Genomic DNA, 21,097 nt, shown 5'->3' with positions numbered 1-21,097 from the left:
CTTTGCATAACAAACGAGTTCTTGTTATTGGCGGCGGTACCGCTGGGATGGCTGCTGCATTAGAAGCTGCCGACCAGGGACTTTTGGTATTTCTGGTAGAAAAAAACAGGGATATGGGCGGCTGGGCCTATACTTACTGTTGTAAAGCCACAGAAAAATGTAATAAGTGCGGGACCTGCCTGGTGCTGCAGTTAAAAGGATATGTTGAAAGACACCCACTGATTACCGTTTTTTGCAATAGCCATGTTATAGGAATGACCGGCAGGGCAGGAGCCTATACGGTGCAAATAGGAACAGAACAGGGGGAAATAAAACTTGACGTGGCTGCCATAATACTGGCTACCGGATTTAAACCTTTTAATGCAGCTTTAAAAGGAGAGTTTCACTATGGCAAACACCCTAATGTAGTTACTGCACTGGAATTAGAGCAAACTTTAAAGACAAAAGGCTCAGTGGTACGAGCCTTTGGTGAAGTCAGAAAGATAGGGTTTATCCAGTGTGTCGGCAGCAGGGATTTGGTATTGGGCAATAACTATTGTTCCAGGGTATGTTGCATGTATGCCGCCAAGCTGGCCAAACTCTTACGGGCGGAACTACCCCAAGCGGAAATATCGATTTTCTTTATGGATTTGCAGACCTTTGGTAAAGGGTTTGATGATTTCATTAAATCTTGCAGGTCAGATGACAAAATCCATTTTATCAGGGGAATTCCGGCCAAGATTTTCAGTTTCCCCTATGACAGGTTAACTGTAAGGTATGCTGATTCAATAACGGGTGAAGCTATTGAAGAAAAATTTGATATCATAATCCTTTCGTCGGCTATCTTGCCGGGTGAAGATACGGCAAAACTGGCCGAAATTTTTGGTCTGGAAACTGATGAACATGGTTTCTTTGCCGTGAACCCGTTAAATCCTGTTGCTACAAATAAAGAAGCGGTTTTTGTTGCCGGAACGTGCCAGTCTCCCAAAGATATACCGGGGAGTATTGAACAGGGAAAGGCAGCTGCCGGCGCTGTAGTTGATTTTCTTTGTTCCACATTATGAACAGCGAAACATTGTTCGCTTTATAGCCCAAATCACCGTCTCGATTGAATGGCCATCCATGGCTCACAGTCGCTCGGCCTTCCATGGCCTCTCCCGGTGATTTGGGCCATTCCGCTTACAAAGGTTTTTGGTACAAAATTTATGAACAGTTCGCCAACACCTTTGCTGAACTATTTTCCACAGGCTGTAGGCAATATATCTCGGCCTGTAATCGCTAATCCACTTTGGGTATGCAGATCTTACTGCCTATTTGGAGATTGCGGGGGTCCACATCAGGATTTGCCGCAAGAAGTTTTTTTAATGGAATATTCAATTTTTTGGCGATCAAGTATAATGTATCTCCGGGGCTAACCTCCCAGTAAATGCCGCTCGGGCAGGGCACAGAATGTTTAAATGGAAATTTGCGAAAACTTAACATGGACATCTTAATCTTCCCTTCTTTTTGTAATATTTTATGTTCCGGAGTGTGGCCAACGTGCATCATTTTGTTTATAATCTTATAATTATTGGGGCAGCCTTTGTTTTATTTTTAATAGGGTCAACCTTTTTACATGAGCTGTCTCACTATGTGGCCGCCAGGTTGGCGGGTTTTAAAATAGTTGGTTATCAGCTTTGGACAATTCCCTTCAAGCGCCGAGGATATGTTGATGTATTTATCAGCAGACACACTAAAAAGCTTATGCTGAAGAAAGGATTTATGCACGGTTCAGGTTTAATGGTACACCTCATCATTTTAATTATAGCTTTATTCGCTGCCTATCATAGCTCTGTAAGCTGGGGAAGAGCTGGATGGTTGACCGGCGCCTTTGTTAACGCTTATCTGTTTCTGCTTAACCTGATTCCCGAGGAATCTGACGGCCGGAAATTAATAGCCTTGTTTAAGGCCAGGGCATAAAAGAAGGCATTGGAGGGGAGGTACTTTTCTTTGCAGGGGATTATATTTGATTTTGATGATACACTGGTTGAGACAACCATTTATTTTGACCAGGCCAAGGAAAAATTTGCGGCAAAAATGAAAGAACTGGGTTTTTCTATCCCAGAGGCGTTGGATACTTTAAACAAGTTTGATATTCGGAATGTTCTCAACTGCGGTGGGTTTTTAAAAGAATGTTTTCCTAAAGCATTGGTTGAAACATACGAGTATTACTGTTCTCTTCATAATTTGAAGGCCTGCCGAACAACGGCTGCTTGGCTGGAACAGCTTGGTTGGAAGGTATTTGATGCCCCCGTGGTTCTCATTGATGGAGCAGAGAAAGTGGTAAAGGAACTGGCACGTGATTATCGGCTGTTTTTGGCTACCAAAGGCGAACCGGAAACGCAGGTTAAACGTCTAAAGGCAACAGGGTTGGCGCAATATTTTGAAAAAGTTTATGTGGTTCCGGATAAAACTCCCGTCGAGTATAAGAGAATTGCGGCGGAAAACAGACTTGAACCTGCGCAGTCCTGGGTAGTGGGGAACAGTATGAAAGGTGATATTAACCCAGGCTTAAAGGTGGGGTTTAACTGTATTCATGTTTACCACCGACATACATGGGATTTTGAAGAAGAACCGCCAGTCGGGGACTTCGTATCTGTCCAAAGCCTTGAAGAGATACCAGATATTATAAAGAATGGCGAAAAATAAAACACAACTGTCCTAGTGTTTCTCTGTTAACTGCCGCACAGGGACGGTTTTTACAGGTTCCGCAAAAACATCGGAAGAAATCACTGCTGTTTGTTGTTCGGGATTTAAGCCTTCAATCCATACTGGGGCGCCGTTATACCTTACGTCAATAATTTCCGGTGAATTGACTATTTCTTCTGCGCGTTTATAATCCATAGTACCTCGTCTCCTTTTACATTTTTTATTACAATATTTGTTCTTATATTGCCACAGAGAAATATCTATTATTCATTTGTTCACCGGCTTAAGAATTGAGGATAAACTTTCACGCAGTAATCGCCTTTAGCGCCAGCACCTTTTCTTTTTCAGGTAGTAGGCGATGAGAGTTATTGCAATGGCGATAATAATGAAAATATCTGCTTCATGGAACCAAAGGCGAATGCGCTCCCAGTGCTCTCGCATTTTGTACCCCGCATAGACCAGGGCCACGGACCATGGTAAAGAGCCAAGAAATGTATAAAGGAGAAATTTGGTAAAATTCATTTTGCCTATACCGCAGGGTAATGAGATAAAAGTGCGAATAATGGGGAGTAGCCGGGTAAAAAAGGCTGTGGCTTCGCCGTATTTGGCAAACCATGTTTCTGCTTTTTTTAGGTCCTGCGGGGAAATAAAAAAATACTTGCCAAACCTGGTGATAAAAGGACGTCCGCCAACCCGGCCCACCAGATAGGCTAGGGCAGAACCCGCTGTTCCGCCCATAGTTCCTGCTAATACGGTCCCCCAAAAGGATAGTTTTCCGGTGGAAACCAGGTAACCGCCGAAAGGCAATATAATTTCGCTGGGAATAGGTATACAGGCGCTTTCCAGGGCCATACCTATACCAATGCCCCAATAATGCATTTTGACAATGGCCAGAATGACTAATTTAAAAAAATCTGATAAAATTTCCGTCATTTGTGCCTCCTGGTTATATTGAATTTAGTCAACCGGGAATAGTTTGCCGTTAATTTTCGCTTTACGATACAAGACGTGTCTTTTCAGCGACTTCTGTAACTGGTCGAAATCGGGGTTTAAGTTAATCTGGCTGACACACCTTGCCCAGTAGTCTTCAAACGGAGTGAGGGCGCGGGCTAATGCGTAGTAAGCGTGGTGGCCTTTTTCCGTCAGCTTGATGGTTTTTCTGTCCATCAATTCTCCTTGTATAAGTTCTTCTATGATTGATTGCAGAGAAAAACTGTAAACTCCCGAAGCAGTGCGGATAAAATCGTAAAACCCAATATCGTGTTTTTCCAGATTATTGGCAGAGGCCAGGTACAGCAAAGTATGAATAGATTTAAAGGATGGGAAGTTAAATTGTGTAACCAATCGCATAATCAGGATGTGTTGAACTGTAAAATGTGCCATCTTACCCTCCGGATACGCTGTGCGGTAATAAAATCATTCTTTATTACTTAGATTAATATTAGCCCATATCCTCTTGAATTACAAAAAATGATTGACATTTAATATAATAGTTGCTAACATAAATTTAAAACAGCTAAATATTTTAGTCTCTTATCAAGAGAGGTGGAGGGACTGGCCCAATGAAACCCGGCAACAACGTCTGAAGAGACGGAATGTGCCAATTCCTGCAGAAGTTCGGCTTCTGGCAGATAAGAGGATGTATAACTGAAGTTATAACCTCTTTTTGACCAGAAAAGAGGTTTTTTTATGTTTAGGGAATTTTGCTTTGAGGGAAAGTTTCCTTGAGGTTTTGATAGAAACTTTTGTTATTTTTCGCTAAATTAGGAGGGAAGGAAATGGGTATTAAGCGGACCTATGACGAGATTAATGAAAAAATAAAAGCCGGTAAGGTGGTAGTTGTTACAGCAGAGGAAGTTATTTCTATGGTTGAAGAGCAGGGCGTGCAGAAAGTAGCTGAGGAAGTGGATGTAGTTACTACAGGGACCTTTGGGCCCATGTGTTCTTCCGGAGCCTTTTTTAATTTTGGTCACCCGAAACCCAGGATTAAGATGCAGAAAGTTTGGATGAATGGAGTTCCTGCCTATACAGGTATTGCTGCAGTCGATGCATACCTGGGGGTAAACGAACTTACAGAATATGATCCCCTGAACAGCAATCACCCGGGCGAATTTCGGTATGGCGGCGGGCATGTTATTGAGGACCTGCTTCTGGGTAAGAAAATTAAATTTGAAGCTATCGGCTACGGTACTGATTGTTATCCCAGAAAAAAGATTGAGACTTATATAACCCTTGACGATATAAATGAAGCGACTCTTTTTAATCCGCGCAATGCTTACCAGAACTACAATTGTGCCGTAAACCTTTCTGATAGGACCATTTATACATATATGGGAGTTTTAAAGCCTAACCTGGGTAATGCCCATTACTGCAGCGCCGGTCAGCTTAGCCCTTTGTTAAATGACCCATACTACCGGACCATCGGTATTGGAACAAGAATTTTCCTTGGGGGCGGTATTGGCTATGTGGCCTGGCACGGTACTCAGCATAATCCCTGTGTGCCCCGTGGCGAAAATGGCGTGCCTTTGGGTGGAGCGGGGACCATCGCTGTCATTGGCGACCTGAAGCAAATGGATGCCCGCTGGCTAAGAGGTACGAGTTTCCTCGGTTATGGCTCTACTCTTACGGTGGGATTGGGTATTCCTATCCCCATACTTGATGAGGATATGCTGCGTTTTACGGCGGTGAAGGATGAGGACATTTTCTGTCCGATAGTGGACTATAGCGAAGCCTACCCACAGGGAACGGGAGAAATTCTCGGCCGGGTAAGTTACGCTCAGTTGAAGTCAGGCAAGATAGAAATCAACGGGAAAGAAGTCCCCACAGCGCCCCTTTCCAGTTATCCGAAAGCCCGGGAAATAGCTAATATTTTAAAAGACTGGATCAAACAGGGTAAATTTACTTTGACGGAGCCCGTGCAAAGCCTGCCGGGAGCAGATTCCGGCATCCAGTCCAAACCTTTGAAAGAAGTGTAGGCGTAGGCGCGGCGTTCGAATGTGAATTAGAAAGGAGTGCGGAAAATTGACAAAGAGGATAGTCCTGAGGTTTCCTTCTCAGATTGTAGATAAACCTTTGTTGTACCATCTGGTCAAGGATTTCGGTTTGATGGTTAATGTGCTGAAAGCAAATGTTAACCCCCGTAAGGAAGGGTTTATGGTTATGGAACTATCGGGTGAAACATCCAGCTACGACCAGGGAATTGATTTTTTGAAAAAGCAGGGTGTTACCGTAGAAAAATTGGCGGAAGATATTGTCCGCGATGTTGACAGATGTACTCATTGTGGTCACTGCACCAGTTTATGCCCTGTGGGCGCCCTATATATAATCAGGCCCTCCATGGAAGTGGCTTTTGATGAAGAAAAGTGCATAGTATGCGGTTTGTGTCTCAAGGCCTGCCCGGTGAAAGCTATTGAGCTTAATTTTAACGGCAGGTAACAGGAAGGTAAATTATGTATGTAGACCGTACTTATCGTGAAACGTTTTCCGCCAAGGACCTGGTCCCATTCCGGGTCGTCATTAAGGATAGCGACATGATGATTTTGGTGGATAAGGAAAGTTATGTTCCCGAGTTGCCTAAAAAAGCCGAACAAATAACCAGGTTTTACCGCACCCAATTAGAAGATTACATTATGCGCGACCCCATTTTCAAAACAACTCTCGAACCGCATTTAGCTTATGAAGATGCGCCGCCCATAGCCTTGGAAATGGTAAAGGCGGGCAACTCCTGCGGAGTGGGCCCAATGGCAGCCGTGGCAGGAGCCATGGCCGAGCGGGTGGGCAGAGCCTTGCTGAAGAAGGTAAAAGAAGTAATAGTTGAAAACGGTGGCGACTTGTTTTTATGTATTAAAAAGCCCAGAATCGTCGGAATATTTGCAGGTCAGTCGCCTTTTTCCGATAAGTTGGCCTTGAAAGTTTACCCTGGGGAAAGTCCCCTGGGCTTGTGTACTTCTTCGGGAACTGTTGGCCCATCCCTGAGTTTTGGTAAAGCTGATGCCGTGGTAATTGCTGCCCCTTCGGCGGCTTTGGCAGACGCTGCGGCCACTGCTGTCGGCAACCTGATCCAAACGAAAGACGATGTGGTAAAAGGCGTTGAAGCCGCCAAACGAATTAAAGGAGTAACCGGGGTTCTGGTGATAAAAGACGACCGGTTATCGGCCTGGGGAGATATAGAAATAGTGCCCAGGGCCTAACAAAGGGGCTGTCTCGACAGCCCCTTTTTGTGAGCGTGTTATTCGGAGTATACGGTTTTGTTTCTGTTTTTATCCTGATGACGTTCGATGGCCAGTTCAATTAGCCGGTCTAACAGCTTATCATAGGGTAGACCGGTGGCAGCCCATAATTTGGGGTACATGCTGATTTCTGTAAAACCGGGCAGGGTGTTAATCTCGTTGATTAAAATTTCCCCGGTATCTTTTTTTATAAAGAAGTCAACGCGGGAAAGCCCGGCTCCATCGATCGCCTTAAAGGCCTTGACGGCCAATTTTCTTACTTCGTTCATAGTTTTATCATCCAAAGGGGCCGGAATTTTCAATTCCGAAGTCCCGCTGATATATTTGGCCTCGTAGTCATAAAAGTCATTACAGGGGACAATTTCTCCGGCAATGGAGGCTTCCGGTTCGTCGTTGCCGAGAACGGCTACTTCAATTTCCCGGCCATTGATATTTTCTTCCACTACAACCTTGCGGTCGTAAAGACACGCCAGGTGCATGGCTTTTACAAGCTCATCCCTGTTGGCTGCTTTGGAAATACCTACACTGGAACCCAAATTTGCCGGTTTTACAAATACGGGATAACCGAGAGCGGTTTCTATTTCGTCACATATAGGGTCTTGGTCTTTTTCCCATTCCTTGCGGAGAAATGTCAGGTATTTTCCCTGGGGCAGGTTATGTTGGGCAAACATGGCTTTCATCATGGCTTTGTCCATGCCTACCGAGGATGCGGCAACTCCACAGCCCACATAGGGGATATTGGCTAATTCCAAGAGTCCTTGCAGTGTGCCGTCTTCGCCGAAGGTACCGTGTAAGACCGGTAAAACCACATCCACAGATTCGCGGGTAAAGAAAATTTGGCCCGGCTCTTTTTCCTGTAAGTTAACCAGGTTATCCCCCGTGGGGTCGGCCAGGATGGCTGCTTCGCATTTGATGTTGCTGTCAAATGTATTAAGTGAGGATAGAATGTACCATTTTCCTTCCCGGGATATTTTTATGGGAATTATCTCATACTTTTCCTTGTTTAAAGCCTGCAAAACAGAATTGGCCGAGGCAAGGGATACTTCATGCTCGCCCGATTTACCGCCGAAAATTACTGCTACTCTGTTTTTTTTCATCGGATGACCTCCTTAATTTAATCCGCCGGTGAGCCACTGGTGTCTACAAGATATGATTTATTCAACAAGAGTCGGTTTATTCCTCTGTGGTTTCCTAAAATCACAAACTTTTCATCCAATATTAATTATATGATACAAAGGCTTTTGGCGGGAGGCGGAATGACATAATATATCTTTTTCCTTTGAAAGACAGGGTTTTTTATGCTAAAATAATTTCGGCTAATTCAGAAAGAGGAGGATTGGATATGGCCGGTCATTCTAAATGGGCTAACATTAAACATAGAAAAGCCAAGCAGGATGCTCAGAAAGGCAAAATTTTTACCAAGCTGGGTAAAGAATTAATTGTTGCTGTAAAGCAGGGCGGGGGTGACCCCGAAGCCAATCCCAGGTTGAAAGCGGTAATTCAGAAGTGCCGGGAAGCTAACATGCCCATGGACAATATTAACCGGACCATTGCCAAGGCTACCGGGGAATTGGCCGGTGTAAATTACGAGGAAATTGTCTATGAAGGCTATGGTCCCGGCGGTGTGGCCGTTCTGCTTAATGTCACTACCGATAACCGGAACAGGACAGCAGGAGAAATTCGCCACCTTTTCTCTAAACACGGGGGTAACTTGGGTGAATCGGGTTGTGTGGCCTGGATGTTTGAAAACAAGGGTTTAATTACCCTGAATAAAGAAGAAGTGACTATGGACGGAGACGATTTAATGCTGCTCGTGTTGGATGCCGGAGCGGAAGATATGAAAGAAGAGGACGATATGATAGAGATTATCACTGCTCCGGAAGACCTGCACAAGGTTAAAGAAGTCCTGACAGCCCAGGGGTTAAAACCTGAGGTAGCCGAGTTAACCATGCTGCCAAAGAGTACGGTGGCCGTACAAGGCGACGAAGCCGTAAAGATGATGAAATTGATGGATTTATTGGAAGACCATGATGATGTACAGGCAGTCTATGCCAACTTCGAGATTTCTGACGAGCAAATGGAAATGATCGGGTAGTTTGATTACTTCCTCATGAATAATTTCCCTCCTTTCTGGCAATACTTATTAGTCAACAAGAGTATTGAAAGGAGGGGTAAGATGAGGCAAGGGAGTTGGCAAAAGAAACTGGCTGTTGCGCTGGGGATTCTGTTTGTTTTAAGTTTTACAGCCTGTTATGCCTTTTTTGACGGATGGCTGCCGGGCATATATACTTCGGAGTCTGCAGCCAAAAAACCGGTGGAAAGGAAACCGCGTATCAAGGCCGATACCAGGATAGCCAAAGCGCTGGTTTTTGCGTGCAATGATAAAGTTTATACTACCATACCCACAACCAGCAAATATATAGGCATGGATTTTGAGGCCCTGGCGAAGGAGTTTCCCCCCGAAGAGGGTTGGGAAATAGATGATTCTGTGCCAAACGAACTTATTATTACCCGGCACGAAAACAAGGTCTGTCCTTATCATAGAGAATTCAGGCATTTAGGGATAGATGAAGGTTTCCTGGCCATTTATGAGGGCCCCCTTGGTTACAACGATAAGGTTTTGCAACGGGAAAACGTAGCCGTTTACCTGCTGCCTCCTGAAATCCAGGAAGACTTGAACATGGCAATGAATTATAACCAACAGGACCCCGATACCCAGGCCAGGTTAAAAAGCCAGTTGGAATTTGAAGATGAGAATAAATTGAGCGCCGTGCTGGAGAACTTTGATGAATATAAAGAAGAATAATAAATAGGGTTTGCGTTGCAAACCTTCCTTTAAACCCCCGAGCGAAGCGACGGGGTTTTGATTCTGTTAATATGAACTTTGTTATTGACAGTATATCGGGCAGAGTTTAAAATATGAATAGATACCCCAACGGGGTATAAAGATTGGGGAGGGAGATTCTGATGGATAACAGAAGAGCTGTAATTGATGCGGAGAAATGCGATAGATCGCCGTGGTGCCCGGTAAAAAGGGTGTGCCCGGCCAATGCCGTCGAACGGGAGGATGATAACGACCCGTATTTTGTGAATGCTTATTGCCAGGGTTGCGGTAAATGTGTCCAGTACTGCCCGAGACGTGCTGTTTCCATGGTTTAGTTAACAAATAGCTCCGCTCCAATATTTCTAAGCCAGTCTATTGGAGGGGTAGGTGGGCTCACCGCTACCCCACCCACCCCTCCATAAAAAACGGCGGATTGAACCGGAGCCCCGCTCCGGAAACGTTTACTTTCCCCGAATATTTTAGGTCGATAGCCTCAGAGGGTAAATGAGCTGTAATATACCCTCTTTTTTCTTTGCGGTAATATAAACCACTAATTATCTAGGCTACCAATATTATACTCGGTTTCCTTTTCTGTTGGGGGGAGGATAATGTTAGGAAGGTGTCGAAATAGGTTTTTAGGGAGGTTATGCATGTGTTGATATTAGGCGTGGACCCTGGAACAGCTATTACGGGCTATGGACTGGTCAGGGTTCAGGGTAACAAACTGGATGCCGTTTCTTACGGTTGTATCCGTACAGATGCAGGGTTGCCTTTACATCAAAGACTACAGAAAATTAATTCGGAAATATCCAGGTTAATAAGGGAGTTCAAGCCAACTCATTTTGCCATAGAAGAACTTTTTTTCAACAAAAACACACGTACGGCCCTTTCCGTGGGGCAGGCAAGAGGTGTGGCTTTATTGGCTGCCGCCAACGCCGGCCTGGAAATTGCAGAATACACGCCGCTGCAGGTGAAACAGGCAGTGGTTGGCTACGGGCGGGCTGATAAAAACCAGGTGCAGTACATGGTCAAAACAATTCTTTGTTTGCCGGAAATACCGAAACCTGATGATACTGCCGACGCTTTGGCTGTAGCAATTTGTCACAGCCATTTTTATAAGATGGAAGATATTTTCCTGATAAGGGGAAAATAAGATGAAGGGGAAAATATGATGATATCTTTTTTAAGAGGAGAACTGAATTATATTGGCGAAGACTACATAATCATTGATGTGCACGGGGTTGGATACAAGGTTTATGTTCCGGCGTCGTTTATCGGTAAACTCCCTGCCTGCGGCCAGCCGGTAACAGTATTTACCCATTTATATGTCCGGGAAGATGTTATGCAGCTATACGGTTTTCCGGATAGAGAAGAATTGGAGCTTTTTGAAGTTCTCCTCCAGGTTTCCGGAATAGGACCAAAGGTAGCTGTTTCCGTTCTTTCTGCTGTACCCGCCTCTTCTTTTAAGCAGGCTATTGTAAATGAACAGGTAGGAGTACTTACGCAGGTCCCGGGGATAGGTAAGAAAACAGCCCAGCGGATGATATTGGAATTAAAAGATAAATTAGGTAAATTGCCGGGAAGAGGTCAGGCCCCGCCTGTTTCTGCTAATTTTGCTCCCAACACCGAGGAGGCAGTTCAGGCCCTGATAGCTTTGGGCTATGCCCCCAATGAGGCCAGAAAGGCTGTCAACAAAGTAGTTAACACTCATCCTGAGCTGGGAGTGGAAGAGTCCATAAAGAAAGCCTTGCTGGAATTGGCCAGGTTCTAAATAAGGGGGAAAAGCATGGAAGAAAGAATCGTTTCCACCAAACCGAGAGAGGAAGATATGGAAGGGGATTACAGTCTAAGGCCCCGCAGAATTTCGGAATACATTGGCCAGCAAAAGGTCAAGGAAAATCTCCGGGTCTTTGTGGAGGCTGCCAAACAAAGGTCGGAATCGTTGGACCATGTGTTGCTTTTCGGGCCTCCCGGGCTGGGAAAAACAACTCTTGCGCATATTATTGCCAACGAAATGGGTGTCAATATAAGGATTACATCGGGACCGGCCATTGAAAGGCCCGGCGACCTGGCTGCCATTTTGACCAATTTAAGCCAGGGTGATATTTTATTTATAGATGAGATTCACCGTTTAAACCGAAGTGTGGAGGAAGTTCTTTACCCGGCTATGGAAGACTATGCCCTGGATATTATTATTGGTAAGGGCCCCAGCGCCCGGTCCTTACGCATTGACCTGCCCAAGTTTACCCTCATCGGGGCTACCACCAGGGCCGGTATGCTGACGTCACCTTTAAGAGATAGGTTCGGGGTTATTTTAAGGCTGGAATTTTATACTGCTGAGGAATTGATGGAAATAGTGCGGCGTGCGGCTGCCATATTGCAGGTAACCATTGATGACGAAGGCGCTTATGAAATAGCCCGCCGTTCCAGGGGTACCCCCAGGGTGGCCAACCGTTTGCTGAAACGGGTGCGGGATTTTGCCCAGGTAAAAGCCAACGGGCATGTTTCCAAGGAAGTTGCCGACATGGCGCTAAATTCGCTGGACGTTGATTTTTTGGGGCTCGACAGCATTGACCGTAGGTTGCTGACGACTATTATTGATAAATTTGGGGGCGGTCCTGTCGGCCTTGATACTTTAGCGGCTTCTATCGGTGAAGAAGCCGATACTATAGAAGATGTGGTGGAACCCTTTTTATTGCAGTTGGGATTCCTCAACCGGACCCCCAGGGGGCGACAGGCCACGCCATTAGCCTATAAGCATTTAGGCAGGACCTGTGCGGAGGAAGTGGCCAAGCAGACAGAATTATGGAGTTAGTAGTTTTAGATTGTATTGGTATATAATTTTAAGGAAAAAATAAGCTTTGGTGGTGTTGCATGAATATACTGTTACATATATGCTGCGGGCCCTGTTCCATATATCCGGTTAAAAAACTACGGGAGGAACAGCACCGGGTTAGGGGGTATTTTTATAATCCGAATATCCACCCTTATACGGAGTGGAAAAAACGGTTGGATACCCTTAAAGAGTATGCAGAAAAAATAGATTTGCCGTTAATAGTTGATGAAAATTATGAATTAGAAGACTTTTTACAACAAGTTGTATACCGGGAAAAAAACCGCTGCCGTATATGTTATTACATGCGGCTTTTGCGGGCGGCTAAAATAGCGAAAAAAGGCAAGTTTGATGCTTTTACCACTACTTTGCTGGTAAGTCCTTTTCAAAAACACGAAATGATCAAGGAGATTGGTGAAGAGGTTGCGGAGAAAACCGGTATACCTTTTTATTATCAGGACTTTCGGCCCGGGTTTAAGGAAGCCACGGCCGCGTCCAAAGAAATGCAGATGTACCGGCAGCAATATTGTGGATGTATTTTCAGTGAAAAGGAACGCTATTGCCGATAGGAGGTTTTTTTTATGGAATTTGGAAATATGGGCCGCCTAATGATGCTGATTGGCGCATTTTTGCTTCTTTTTGGCGCTTTGATTACCTTTGGTAGCAGGTTTATTCCTTTTGGCAGACTACCCGGGGATATTTTTTATCAAAAAGGAAACTTTTCCTTCTATTTTCCCATCGTTACCAGTATAGTACTAAGTATCCTGTTAACATTGATTCTAAACTTGTTAGCAAGAAAATAAAATTTATTTTTTCAAACCCTTAAAAAAGAAATTACATTGCCGAAGACTATAATATCGGGGAGGTGTAAACCACCATGGGGTTTCTCTTCCGAAATTCTTCTGACAAGGAGGAAAGTTCCGATTATAAAACACTGGTCCGGGAAGCCAAAAACGGTAACCACTTTGCTCGGGAACGGTTAATCAAAAGGTACTCCCCATTTGTATTGAAGATAACCTCGAAAGTATGCGGCAGATTTGTGCATATGGGAGAGGATGACGAAGTAAGTATAGGTCTAATGGCTTTCAATGAAGCTATTGACTGTTATGATGATAATAAAAACATGTCTTTTCTCAGTTTTGCCGAGACGGTCATCAAACGAAGGCTGGTAGATTATTTCCGAAAGGAACAGCAAAACAAAAACGCGGTTCCTTTATCGAGTTTTGAAACTGAGGATGAAGACGAATCGGAGGGTACTCTTTACCACATAGAGGCAAAACGATCCCAGGAAGTTTATCAACAGGCATCTTTGGCTGCAGAAAGAAAAGAAGAAATATTTATTTATAACCAGAAACTGCAGGAATTTGGGTTAACCTTTGCGGAACTGGTAAAGATTTCACCGAAACACGAAGATGCCCGGGTGCGGGCTATAGAGGTGGCGCACCTGATTTCCAGGGATGAAGAAATAAAGGAATACCTGCTTAGAAAAAAAGAGCTGCCTTTGAAAACTATTGAACAAAGGGTCGATATAAGCAGAAAGACCCTGGAAAGACAGCGTAAATACATAATAGCCGTGGCATTGATTTTAATCAATGATTTTGCGCATTTGAAACAGTATGTGGAAAAGGCTGTGTAGAAAGGAGGGGACATGATGAACAGAATGACGGGAGTTGTTTTGGAACAGGAAGGTACACATGTGATTGTATTGACTTCGACGGGTGAATTTAAGCGTATAAGGTGTCGGGGAAGGCTGCCGGAAATAGGCGAAGAAATATTCTTAAAAACCAATACGTATAGACCCTTTGTAACAAAATTTTCCTGGATTGCAGCTGCCGCCGCCATTCTGGTCTTGGCCCTGATGTCTCCTTTCGCTGCTATGGTAAATCAACCACCAGAAAAAGCTATTGCCTGGATAACCGTTGATATAAATCCCAGCCTGGAGCTTACCATAAGCAACAGAGAACGTATAATCAGCGCCATTGGTCTTAACAATGACGGGCGGAAACTGCTGAAACGGGTTGACATTATAGGTATGAAACCTGAAGAAGCTCTCATTGCATTGACCGATGAGGCCACCAATATGGGTTATATCAAGCAGGCAAAGGAGAATAACGTGGTCATTTCGGTGGCCAGTGCCGATAAGGGTTTTAACAGCCAGGAACTTGAACAAAAACTGGTGGCAGCCACCCAGGACGTGCTGTCAGAGAAGCGAATGGCAGCAGTTGTACAGACTGTGAAGGTAACGCCGGAATTTCGTGAAAAAGCCAAAAAGAAAGAAATCTCTACTGGAAAATATGCGGTACTGATAGAAGCTGTTAATTCCGGTATATTGATCAGCGAAGATGAAATAAAAGACAACAGTATAACCGACGCTATCAAAAAGGCTGGTGGCAAACCGGAAGAAATATTGCAAAAAGCCCATGAAGAGAAAATAGAGCAATTGCCGGAAAAAGAAAAGAAATACTTGATGATTGCCGGCCGGATCGACAGAAACAGGAGCAGCAAGGAGGAGCAGGGTAAAGATAAACCTGCTGCAGCAGAAGACGGTAAAAATACCTCCGGAAATAATGAAGACCAGACACTTACGAAAGATAATCCTGCCCGGGAAAATGACACTGAAAAACCGGGTAACGAACAGGGGAACAGTGGCGCCAAACCGGCGGAACAAAATGAAAAGCCTGCTGCCGGCGGGCCGGGAACCCAGAAACCCGCTGATACCGGTAATTCGACGAATAATGATTCTCAACGGGAGACCAACACGACCATCATTATCGACAACAATACAAGAAACCGTGATAACAGCATGAATTAGGCCTAAGGAGCTGCTTAAATAGGGCAGCTCTTCGTTATTTATGTTTTTTCTAGGATTTTGCTAAAACAGGGAGGAAGGGCGTTGCTTTTTGTCGAACTCCTATTGGCAACAATTTTCCAAGAGGAGGACTGAAATGCTGCCGATGTCCAAGGCTCTAAAGTATGCCATCAAAAAAGGAACAATTGCTCTGGCCCTGATGTTATGTGCCTCATTCCTATCAGGAAATACCGGTTCTGCGGAAGCTGCGATACCGAAAACAATCAGGATAGGTGTTATTGCCAGTACAGGCAAAGCTGCTTATAAAAACGCCGGGATCGTTAAATTTACGGTGCAGGGAAATTACCAGGTCATAGATGCAGGCGCTTTGCCTCCATTGAATGTCTTGGGTGATATGGAAGAAGGCTCTTCGTGGCAGGTAGCTTACCTGACTACCGGAATTCAGGTTATCCGGGACGGACAGCCGTTAATCATTACGCCCGGGCCGATAGTCATACAGGAAAAATCCCATTCCGGCAGCAACCTGGTTGTTTTGCAGAGTTATACGCCTAACGGCAGTAGTGAAACAGCCATAAATAAAAGATACCGCGGGAACATGGAGTTTAAGCTCGGTTCCGGCTATTTAACTGGTATTAACGACTTGCCTTTGGAAGAATATTTATATGGTGTTGTACCTAGAGAAATGAGCAATAACTGGCCGATTGAAGCGCTGAAGGCGCAGGCCCTGGCAGCCAGAACTTATGCTGTTGTCAATTACAATAAAAGAATTGCTCTTGGTTTCAACCTGCTGGATACCCCCGATGATCAGGCTTACGGCGGCTATGACAGCGAGGGGGCGCAGGCTACTCAGGCTGTGCAGGAGACGCAGGGGGAAATTATCACTTACCGGGGGGAACCAATTTCTGCTGTTTACCATTCTAATAGCGGTGGACATACGGAAGATAACGAAAATGTCTGGTCCGGACCGGCGCTGCCTTACCTGAGAGGGAAACCGGACCCATATAGTCTGAAAGGCAAGTTTGGCAGTTGGACCTATGAAACTGTTGCTACGGGAACCGATGCTTTGGGCAGGCTTGGAGTGCAGGATAAGTTGCGGCAGATTGACCCCAATTTCGGTACGTTGGCAGACATTGAACTCATTAAGTACCCTTCCGGCCGGGTGAAAAAGATAGTAATTACTGATTCAATGGGTTATACTATTGAAAAAACGGGTAGTGAGTTTGGCAAGCTATTTAACCCAAGTTTTTATACTTATTTAAATGAGCAAAGTTTTATGTCCAACTTTTTCAGTGTGGAATTCCTGCAGCAAAATTCCTTGACAGTTGTGGATGCAGCGGGGAATACCAGGTCTGTAACAGGCCAGTCAGGCCTGATGGCAGTAAGCGGGGACGGGACAGTCAGTTCCCTGGACGGCGGTTCCGCAGGCGTTTATGGGACTGATGGAACCAACACTGTTAAGTTAACCGTCTTTCCTGAGCAGATTGTTTTCAAGGGCCACGGCTGGGGGCATGGAGTGGGTATGTCCCAGTGGGGCGCTTACCAGATGGCGAAAGAAGGAAAGACATATAGGGATATAATCACCTTTTATTATACAGGAGTGGAAATAAGCAAATAAATTATGCATAACAGAAAGGAATATTATGAAAGTCGCTGATTTCGATTTTGAACTGCCGGAAGAGCTTATCGCCCAGGAACCGGTTGAGCCAAGAGACCACTCACGGTTGCTGGTTGTGAACAGGGATAACGGGAATATCGAACATAAAAGGTTTTATAATTGTATCGATTATATAGAGCCGGGAGACGTGCTGGTGGTCAATAATACCAGGGTTCTTCCGGCCCGGTTGTTTGGGGAGAAAAAAGGCAGCGGTGCGAAAATCGAATTTGTCCTGCTAAAAAGGATTGACCGGGACAAGTGGGAGGTGCTGGTCAAGCCGGGTAAGCGGGTCAAGCCCGGTACCGTAATCCTCTTCGGCGGTGGATTACTGGAAGCCTTTGTTCTGCAAACTACGGAATCAGGGGGACGGTTAGTGGAATTTAGATACGAAGGTATTTTTGAAGAACTGCTGGACAGGTTTGGTCAGATGCCGTTGCCGCCTTATATTAAAAAGCAGCTCGATGATCGGGAACGTTATCAGACGGTCTATGCCAGGGCAAGCGGTTCCGCTGCCGCCCCTACGGCCGGACTCCATTTTACTGAGGAACTGTTAAAAAAAATGCATGAAAAGGGCGTAGTTATTGCCGAAGTTATGCTGCACGTGGGTCTGGGTACCTTTAGGCCTGTGAAGGTAGATAACGTGGAAGACCACCGGATGCATGCCGAGTATTATGAAATAAATGAAGAAACAGCTAACCTGATTAACAGACAGCGGGACCGGGGTCATAAAATTATCGCTGTCGGGACGACCAGTTGCCGGGCGCTGGAAACTGCTGCGGATTCTTCGGGTAATTTAAAACCTGGCTGCGGCTGGACAGATATATTTATTTATCCGGGGTACCGGTTTAAAGCCGTCGACCGGTTAATCACCAATTTTCACCTGCCCAGGTCAACACTGATTATGCTGGTCAGCGCTTTTGCGGGCAAGGATTTGATTATGAGGGCATATCAGGAGGCCATAGCCGAAAAATACAGGTTTTTCAGTTTTGGCGATGCCATGATGATTTTATGAAGAAGGAGAAATCTTCCATGACGAAAAAACGTTTTTGGCCTTTCGCGGCAATAACCTTGGTTATGATTTTCTGGGGGCTGTCCTTTTTAAGCATTAAGGTATCAGTTGCGGCCCTGGGTCCGATGAGCCTGGCCCTAAGCAGGTTTGCAATTGCTTCTTTGTTGTTGTTTACCTTTCTTAAAATCAGGGAACCCGGGACCAGATTGGAACGCAAGGATACTTTATTGATGGCAGTTTCCGGAATTATAGGTATCACCGTTTATTTCTTTTTTGAAAACAACGGAGTCAAGCTGACTGCCGCTTCTACTGCTTCGATTATAATCGGTACCATACCGCTGTTAACAATTCTGGCTGATTTTATTTTTTGCGGTAATCGGGTCACCTGGTCCAAAGGATTTGGCGTGGCCATGTCCGTTATCGGGGTATACCTGATAGTTAAAGAAAGTGGAGATTTAAGTTTTGCTTCCCGGCATTTTATCGGCAACCTGATGATGTTTGGCGCCGCTTTTTCCTGGGTATTTTATAGTTTGCTCACACGGCCGTTGGGCCAACGTTATTCCCGTCTGGCTGTTACTACATACCAGACTTTATTCGGTACGGCTGCTATTGTGCCTTTTGCCTTGTTTGAAACTAATAAATGGGACGCCCTCAACTGGGTTGTGGTTGGCAACGTTCTTTTTCTAGGGTTTTTCTGCTCGGCACTGGGTTACTATTTTTACGTTTATGCCATGGGGGAACTGGGGGTAGATATTTCTTCCCTTTTTATTAACCTTATACCGGTTGTTACGGTAGTCAGTAGTTATTTTATTTTGGGAGAAAAAATAACCTCCACCCAGATGATTGGTGGAGGGATTATTGTTTTAGCCGTGTATTTTGCCGATTTGAGTAATTGGCTGAAAAAAGATGACCGGAGGAAACAAACAGGACAGAAAACTAATCCCATCGAAAACGTAAAAGCATAAGGTTATATTTTAAGATTGTTTTCAGCCGCTTCTTCCGGAATCTTTTCGTTAATTTTTTCATGACCGCCCAGTTCTGCAGCTAACATTCCCGCCAGGATACAAACTGCCCCGATTCCTTGTCGGAGGGTGAAAGATTCACCGCCGATGAAATAAGCAAAAATAGCGGCAAAAACGGGTTCCATAGTAAAGATAATGGCGGTATGGGTAGGAGAGGTATACTTTTGGGTCCAGGTCTGTAAAAAGAAGGCCAGGGCGGTAGCAAAAACTGCCGTGATCAAAATAGCGCGCCATACCTGTGCATTAAAAGCTTCCGCCGTTGGAGCTGTCTCTTTGATCAGAGCTGCAACAAAACTTGCTAATGCCACGGTACCGATTTGTACTGTGGCCAAAATAAAGGCATCGTGGTCCGGGGAATATTTTCCTACCAACAAAATATGCAGCGCATAAGAAAAGGCACAAAACAGCACCAGCAGATCACCGTAGTTAAAAGTAAGGGTGGCATTAATGGTCAAAAGCCCCAGTCCTACTGTTGCGCTGATAATGCCCAGGGCTGAAATTATGCCAGGGGGTTTCTTCTGAATAAAAGTAACAATGACAGGGACAATGACAACGGATAAGCCGGTAATGAAACCCGCATTGGAAGCGGTGGTATACTGTAGGCCAAAGGTCTGGAAGGAGTATCCGGCAAAAAGCGCCAGGCCAATCAGGATACCTTTCCATAAAGTGGACCGAGTAGTTTGGACGATACGTTTATTGGTGATGAGCAACATTAAAAAGGTGGCTATACCAAAGCGGATAGCCAGAAAATAAAAAGGCTCCACACGAGTGATGGCTTCTTTAACGGATACAAAAGTTGCCCCCCATACGGCGGTAACAAATACAAGGGCTAAATCTGCCAAAAGTTGGTTTTTTCTGCTCATGTCTGCCTCCTTAGAAAAGTACGTATCCATTGTTGCATATTAGCTGCCATGTGTCAATAATTAGAGACAACAAGCTGGAAACTACTTCGGTGAAAATTTATGCTACGAAATTTCGAGAAAAAATAACAGCGCAAGCAGGATTTTTGAGCTTTAGAACGAATTAGAATTAGCAATTTATTGTTGCAAGAAAATGAATTTTTTAAACAATGAAGGAGGCCTAATATGAAAAAGTACCTGAAAATTTTTGTCTTGAGTATCCTTGCGCTGAATTTGCTTTTTGCTGTAGGATGCGGTACAAAAGCAACTACGGAAGAGAGCAAGGGGGAAGATGTAAAAACCTATAAAGTTGGTACCGATGCTGCTTACGCACCCTTTGAATCAGTAGCTCCCAGTGGCGAGATTGAGGGCTTTGACGTGGATATTATGCGCGCTATTGCTAAAGCTGAAGGTTTTGAGGTTGAGTTTGTCAATACTGCTTGGGAGGGAATTTTTGCTTCTCTGAAGGGGCAAAACGATATTGTTATTTCCGCTGTTACCATTACTGACGACAGGAAGAAAGAAATGGATTTTTCGGAGCCGTATTTTGAATCAACCAACTATATTGCTGTGCCCAAAGATTCCAACATTGCTTCCCTGAATGACCTGAAAGGCAAGGTTGTGGCGGTTCAGGAAGGAACAACAGGGGACGAGGCCCTTACCAAGTTTCTTGGCAAGGATTATAGGAATATTAAACGGTTTAAGGGCACTCCCGAAGCGTTTCTCGAACTCAGAAACGGTAAAGCCGATGCTGCTGTGGCCGATTCCGGTGTCGTTGCTAACTATGTAAAAAATAACCCTGACGCCAACCTGAAGATTGTAAAAGATGAAACTTTTCCCAAAGAATATTACGGGATTGCAGTTGCTAAAGGAAATACCGAACTGCTTGCCAAAATCAACAGCGGTCTAAAGAAAATAAAGGAAAACGGCGAATATGACAAAATTTATTCCAAGTGGTTCAGTGAATAATTTGTGATTGTGATTTTTGTTTGACAAACCGGTGTGCTTTTTCGGCGTGATGCCCGTTTATGGGCATTACGCCTTTTCATGGGAATATGTAGAAAAGTTGATTTAGTAACCAATATCTTTTTTCGCTTGAGAGTCGATGCGCGATTATAAACTACGGTATTTGTAAAAGTCTGTCAGAAAGG

The 21,097-nt window shown here is 44.7% G+C and carries 25 protein-coding genes and 1 riboswitch; of the genes, 20 read left to right on the top strand and 5 right to left on the bottom strand.

Features of this window, described 5'->3' with window-relative positions; translation table 11 throughout:
- Positions 1–2: 2 nt before the first annotated feature.
- The 3 genes from ACSNJE_RS04675 (at position 3) to ACSNJE_RS04665 (ending at position 2,667) form a co-directional block, all read left to right on the top strand.
- Positions 3–1,043, top strand: coding sequence for an FAD-dependent oxidoreductase (locus tag ACSNJE_RS04675; RefSeq protein ID WP_495252101.1), 1,041 nt, complete (start codon positions 3–5; stop codon positions 1,041–1,043).
- A 475-nt stretch (positions 1,044–1,518) separates the two neighbouring features.
- Positions 1,519–1,938: a zinc metalloprotease gene (locus ACSNJE_RS04670; RefSeq protein WP_052216428.1), complete on the top strand. Its 420-nt coding sequence runs from the start codon at positions 1,519–1,521 to the stop codon at positions 1,936–1,938.
- A 30-nt stretch (positions 1,939–1,968) separates the two neighbouring features.
- Positions 1,969–2,667: an HAD family hydrolase gene (locus ACSNJE_RS04665; RefSeq protein WP_474773352.1), complete on the top strand. Its 699-nt coding sequence runs from the start codon at positions 1,969–1,971 to the stop codon at positions 2,665–2,667.
- A gap of 12 nt (positions 2,668–2,679) precedes the next feature.
- Here ACSNJE_RS04665 and ACSNJE_RS04660 read toward each other — a convergent pair whose 3' ends face one another.
- The 3 genes from ACSNJE_RS04660 to ACSNJE_RS04650 form a co-directional block, all read right to left on the bottom strand.
- A complete protein-coding gene (locus ACSNJE_RS04660; protein ID WP_495252100.1) occupies positions 2,680–2,862 on the bottom strand; it encodes an H-type small acid-soluble spore protein in 183 nt (60 codons plus the stop codon).
- Between the two features lie 126 nt (positions 2,863–2,988).
- Positions 2,989–3,600, bottom strand: coding sequence for a DedA family protein (locus tag ACSNJE_RS04655; RefSeq protein WP_495252099.1), 612 nt, complete (start codon positions 3,598–3,600; stop codon positions 2,989–2,991).
- 24 nt (positions 3,601–3,624) lie between these two features.
- Positions 3,625–4,050, bottom strand: coding sequence for a hypothetical protein (locus ACSNJE_RS04650; protein ID WP_052216431.1), 426 nt, complete (start codon positions 4,048–4,050; stop codon positions 3,625–3,627).
- A gap of 147 nt (positions 4,051–4,197) precedes the next feature.
- Positions 4,198–4,305, top strand: a riboswitch (SAM riboswitch).
- 140 nt (positions 4,306–4,445) lie between these two features.
- Here ACSNJE_RS04650 and ACSNJE_RS04645 point away from each other — a divergent pair.
- The 3 genes from ACSNJE_RS04645 to ACSNJE_RS04635 are packed head-to-tail and all read left to right on the top strand — an operon-like array spanning position 4,446 to position 6,857.
- Positions 4,446–5,642, top strand: a complete 1,197-nt coding sequence (locus ACSNJE_RS04645; protein ID WP_495252098.1) for a homocysteine biosynthesis protein — start codon at positions 4,446–4,448, stop codon at positions 5,640–5,642.
- Between the two features lie 46 nt (positions 5,643–5,688).
- On the top strand, positions 5,689–6,102 hold the full coding sequence (locus ACSNJE_RS04640; protein ID WP_013120057.1) for an NIL domain-containing protein: 414 nt from the start codon (positions 5,689–5,691) through the stop codon (positions 6,100–6,102).
- A gap of 14 nt (positions 6,103–6,116) precedes the next feature.
- Entirely contained in the window at positions 6,117–6,857 is a 741-nt protein-coding gene (locus ACSNJE_RS04635) for a UPF0280 family protein (protein ID WP_013120058.1), read from the top strand.
- A gap of 38 nt (positions 6,858–6,895) precedes the next feature.
- On the opposite strand, the gene ACSNJE_RS04630 is transcribed toward ACSNJE_RS04635, so the two are convergent.
- Positions 6,896–7,993: a D-alanine--D-alanine ligase gene (locus ACSNJE_RS04630; protein WP_013120059.1), complete on the bottom strand. Its 1,098-nt coding sequence runs from the start codon at positions 7,991–7,993 to the stop codon at positions 6,896–6,898.
- Positions 7,994–8,238: 245 nt separating this feature from the next.
- On the opposite strand from ACSNJE_RS04630, the gene ACSNJE_RS04625 reads away from it, so the two are divergent.
- The 13 genes from ACSNJE_RS04625 (at position 8,239) to ACSNJE_RS04565 (ending at position 18,990) form a co-directional block, all read left to right on the top strand.
- Complete coding sequence (locus ACSNJE_RS04625) at positions 8,239–8,991, top strand: YebC/PmpR family DNA-binding transcriptional regulator (RefSeq protein WP_013120060.1); 753 nt, start codon at positions 8,239–8,241, stop codon at positions 8,989–8,991.
- Positions 8,992–9,072: 81 nt separating this feature from the next.
- On the top strand, positions 9,073–9,702 hold the full coding sequence (locus ACSNJE_RS04620) for a hypothetical protein (protein ID WP_013120061.1): 630 nt from the start codon (positions 9,073–9,075) through the stop codon (positions 9,700–9,702).
- Between the two features lie 161 nt (positions 9,703–9,863).
- Positions 9,864–10,055: an ATP-binding protein gene (locus tag ACSNJE_RS04615; protein WP_013120062.1), complete on the top strand. Its 192-nt coding sequence runs from the start codon at positions 9,864–9,866 to the stop codon at positions 10,053–10,055.
- A 317-nt stretch (positions 10,056–10,372) separates the two neighbouring features.
- Positions 10,373–10,873 carry a crossover junction endodeoxyribonuclease RuvC gene (gene ruvC, locus ACSNJE_RS04610; RefSeq protein ID WP_052216434.1) on the top strand — a complete coding sequence of 167 codons (501 nt, stop codon included), beginning with the start codon at positions 10,373–10,375 and terminating at the stop codon, positions 10,871–10,873.
- 18 nt (positions 10,874–10,891) lie between these two features.
- Positions 10,892–11,491: a Holliday junction branch migration protein RuvA gene (ruvA, locus tag ACSNJE_RS04605; protein WP_041587710.1), complete on the top strand. Its 600-nt coding sequence runs from the start codon at positions 10,892–10,894 to the stop codon at positions 11,489–11,491.
- Positions 11,492–11,506: 15 nt separating this feature from the next.
- A complete protein-coding gene (gene ruvB / locus ACSNJE_RS04600; RefSeq protein ID WP_052216435.1) occupies positions 11,507–12,535 on the top strand; it encodes a Holliday junction branch migration DNA helicase RuvB in 1,029 nt (342 codons plus the stop codon).
- Positions 12,536–12,594: 59 nt separating this feature from the next.
- Entirely contained in the window at positions 12,595–13,122 is a 528-nt protein-coding gene (locus ACSNJE_RS04595; RefSeq protein ID WP_013120066.1) for an epoxyqueuosine reductase QueH, read from the top strand.
- A 12-nt stretch (positions 13,123–13,134) separates the two neighbouring features.
- A complete protein-coding gene (locus tag ACSNJE_RS04590) occupies positions 13,135–13,356 on the top strand; it encodes a DUF2905 domain-containing protein (protein WP_052216436.1) in 222 nt (73 codons plus the stop codon).
- A 74-nt stretch (positions 13,357–13,430) separates the two neighbouring features.
- A complete protein-coding gene (gene sigI, locus ACSNJE_RS04585) occupies positions 13,431–14,189 on the top strand; it encodes an RNA polymerase sigma factor SigI (RefSeq protein WP_495252097.1) in 759 nt (252 codons plus the stop codon).
- Between the two features lie 15 nt (positions 14,190–14,204).
- Positions 14,205–15,365, top strand: coding sequence for an anti-sigma factor domain-containing protein (locus tag ACSNJE_RS04580; RefSeq protein WP_495252096.1), 1,161 nt, complete (start codon positions 14,205–14,207; stop codon positions 15,363–15,365).
- Between the two features lie 133 nt (positions 15,366–15,498).
- The gene (locus ACSNJE_RS04575; protein ID WP_495252095.1) at positions 15,499–16,977 is read left to right on the top strand and encodes a SpoIID/LytB domain-containing protein; all 1,479 of its coding nucleotides are present in this window, start codon (positions 15,499–15,501) and stop codon (positions 16,975–16,977) included.
- Positions 16,978–17,002: 25 nt separating this feature from the next.
- Complete coding sequence (queA, locus tag ACSNJE_RS04570; protein ID WP_495252094.1) at positions 17,003–18,028, top strand: tRNA preQ1(34) S-adenosylmethionine ribosyltransferase-isomerase QueA; 1,026 nt, start codon at positions 17,003–17,005, stop codon at positions 18,026–18,028.
- Between the two features lie 17 nt (positions 18,029–18,045).
- Positions 18,046–18,990, top strand: coding sequence for a DMT family transporter (locus ACSNJE_RS04565; RefSeq protein WP_495252093.1), 945 nt, complete (start codon positions 18,046–18,048; stop codon positions 18,988–18,990).
- Positions 18,991–18,992: 2 nt separating this feature from the next.
- Here ACSNJE_RS04565 and ACSNJE_RS04560 read toward each other — a convergent pair whose 3' ends face one another.
- Positions 18,993–19,910 carry a DMT family transporter gene (locus ACSNJE_RS04560; RefSeq protein WP_495252092.1) on the bottom strand — a complete coding sequence of 306 codons (918 nt, stop codon included), beginning with the start codon at positions 19,908–19,910 and terminating at the stop codon, positions 18,993–18,995.
- 222 nt (positions 19,911–20,132) lie between these two features.
- Here ACSNJE_RS04560 and ACSNJE_RS04555 point away from each other — a divergent pair, with 222 nt between their 5' ends.
- Positions 20,133–20,915, top strand: a complete 783-nt coding sequence (locus tag ACSNJE_RS04555; RefSeq protein ID WP_495252091.1) for a basic amino acid ABC transporter substrate-binding protein — start codon at positions 20,133–20,135, stop codon at positions 20,913–20,915.
- Positions 20,916–21,097 lie beyond the last annotated feature (182 nt).

The organism is Thermincola sp. GK-1, assembly GCF_059412445.1.
This window is presented reverse-complemented; position numbering and strand designations above follow the sequence as displayed.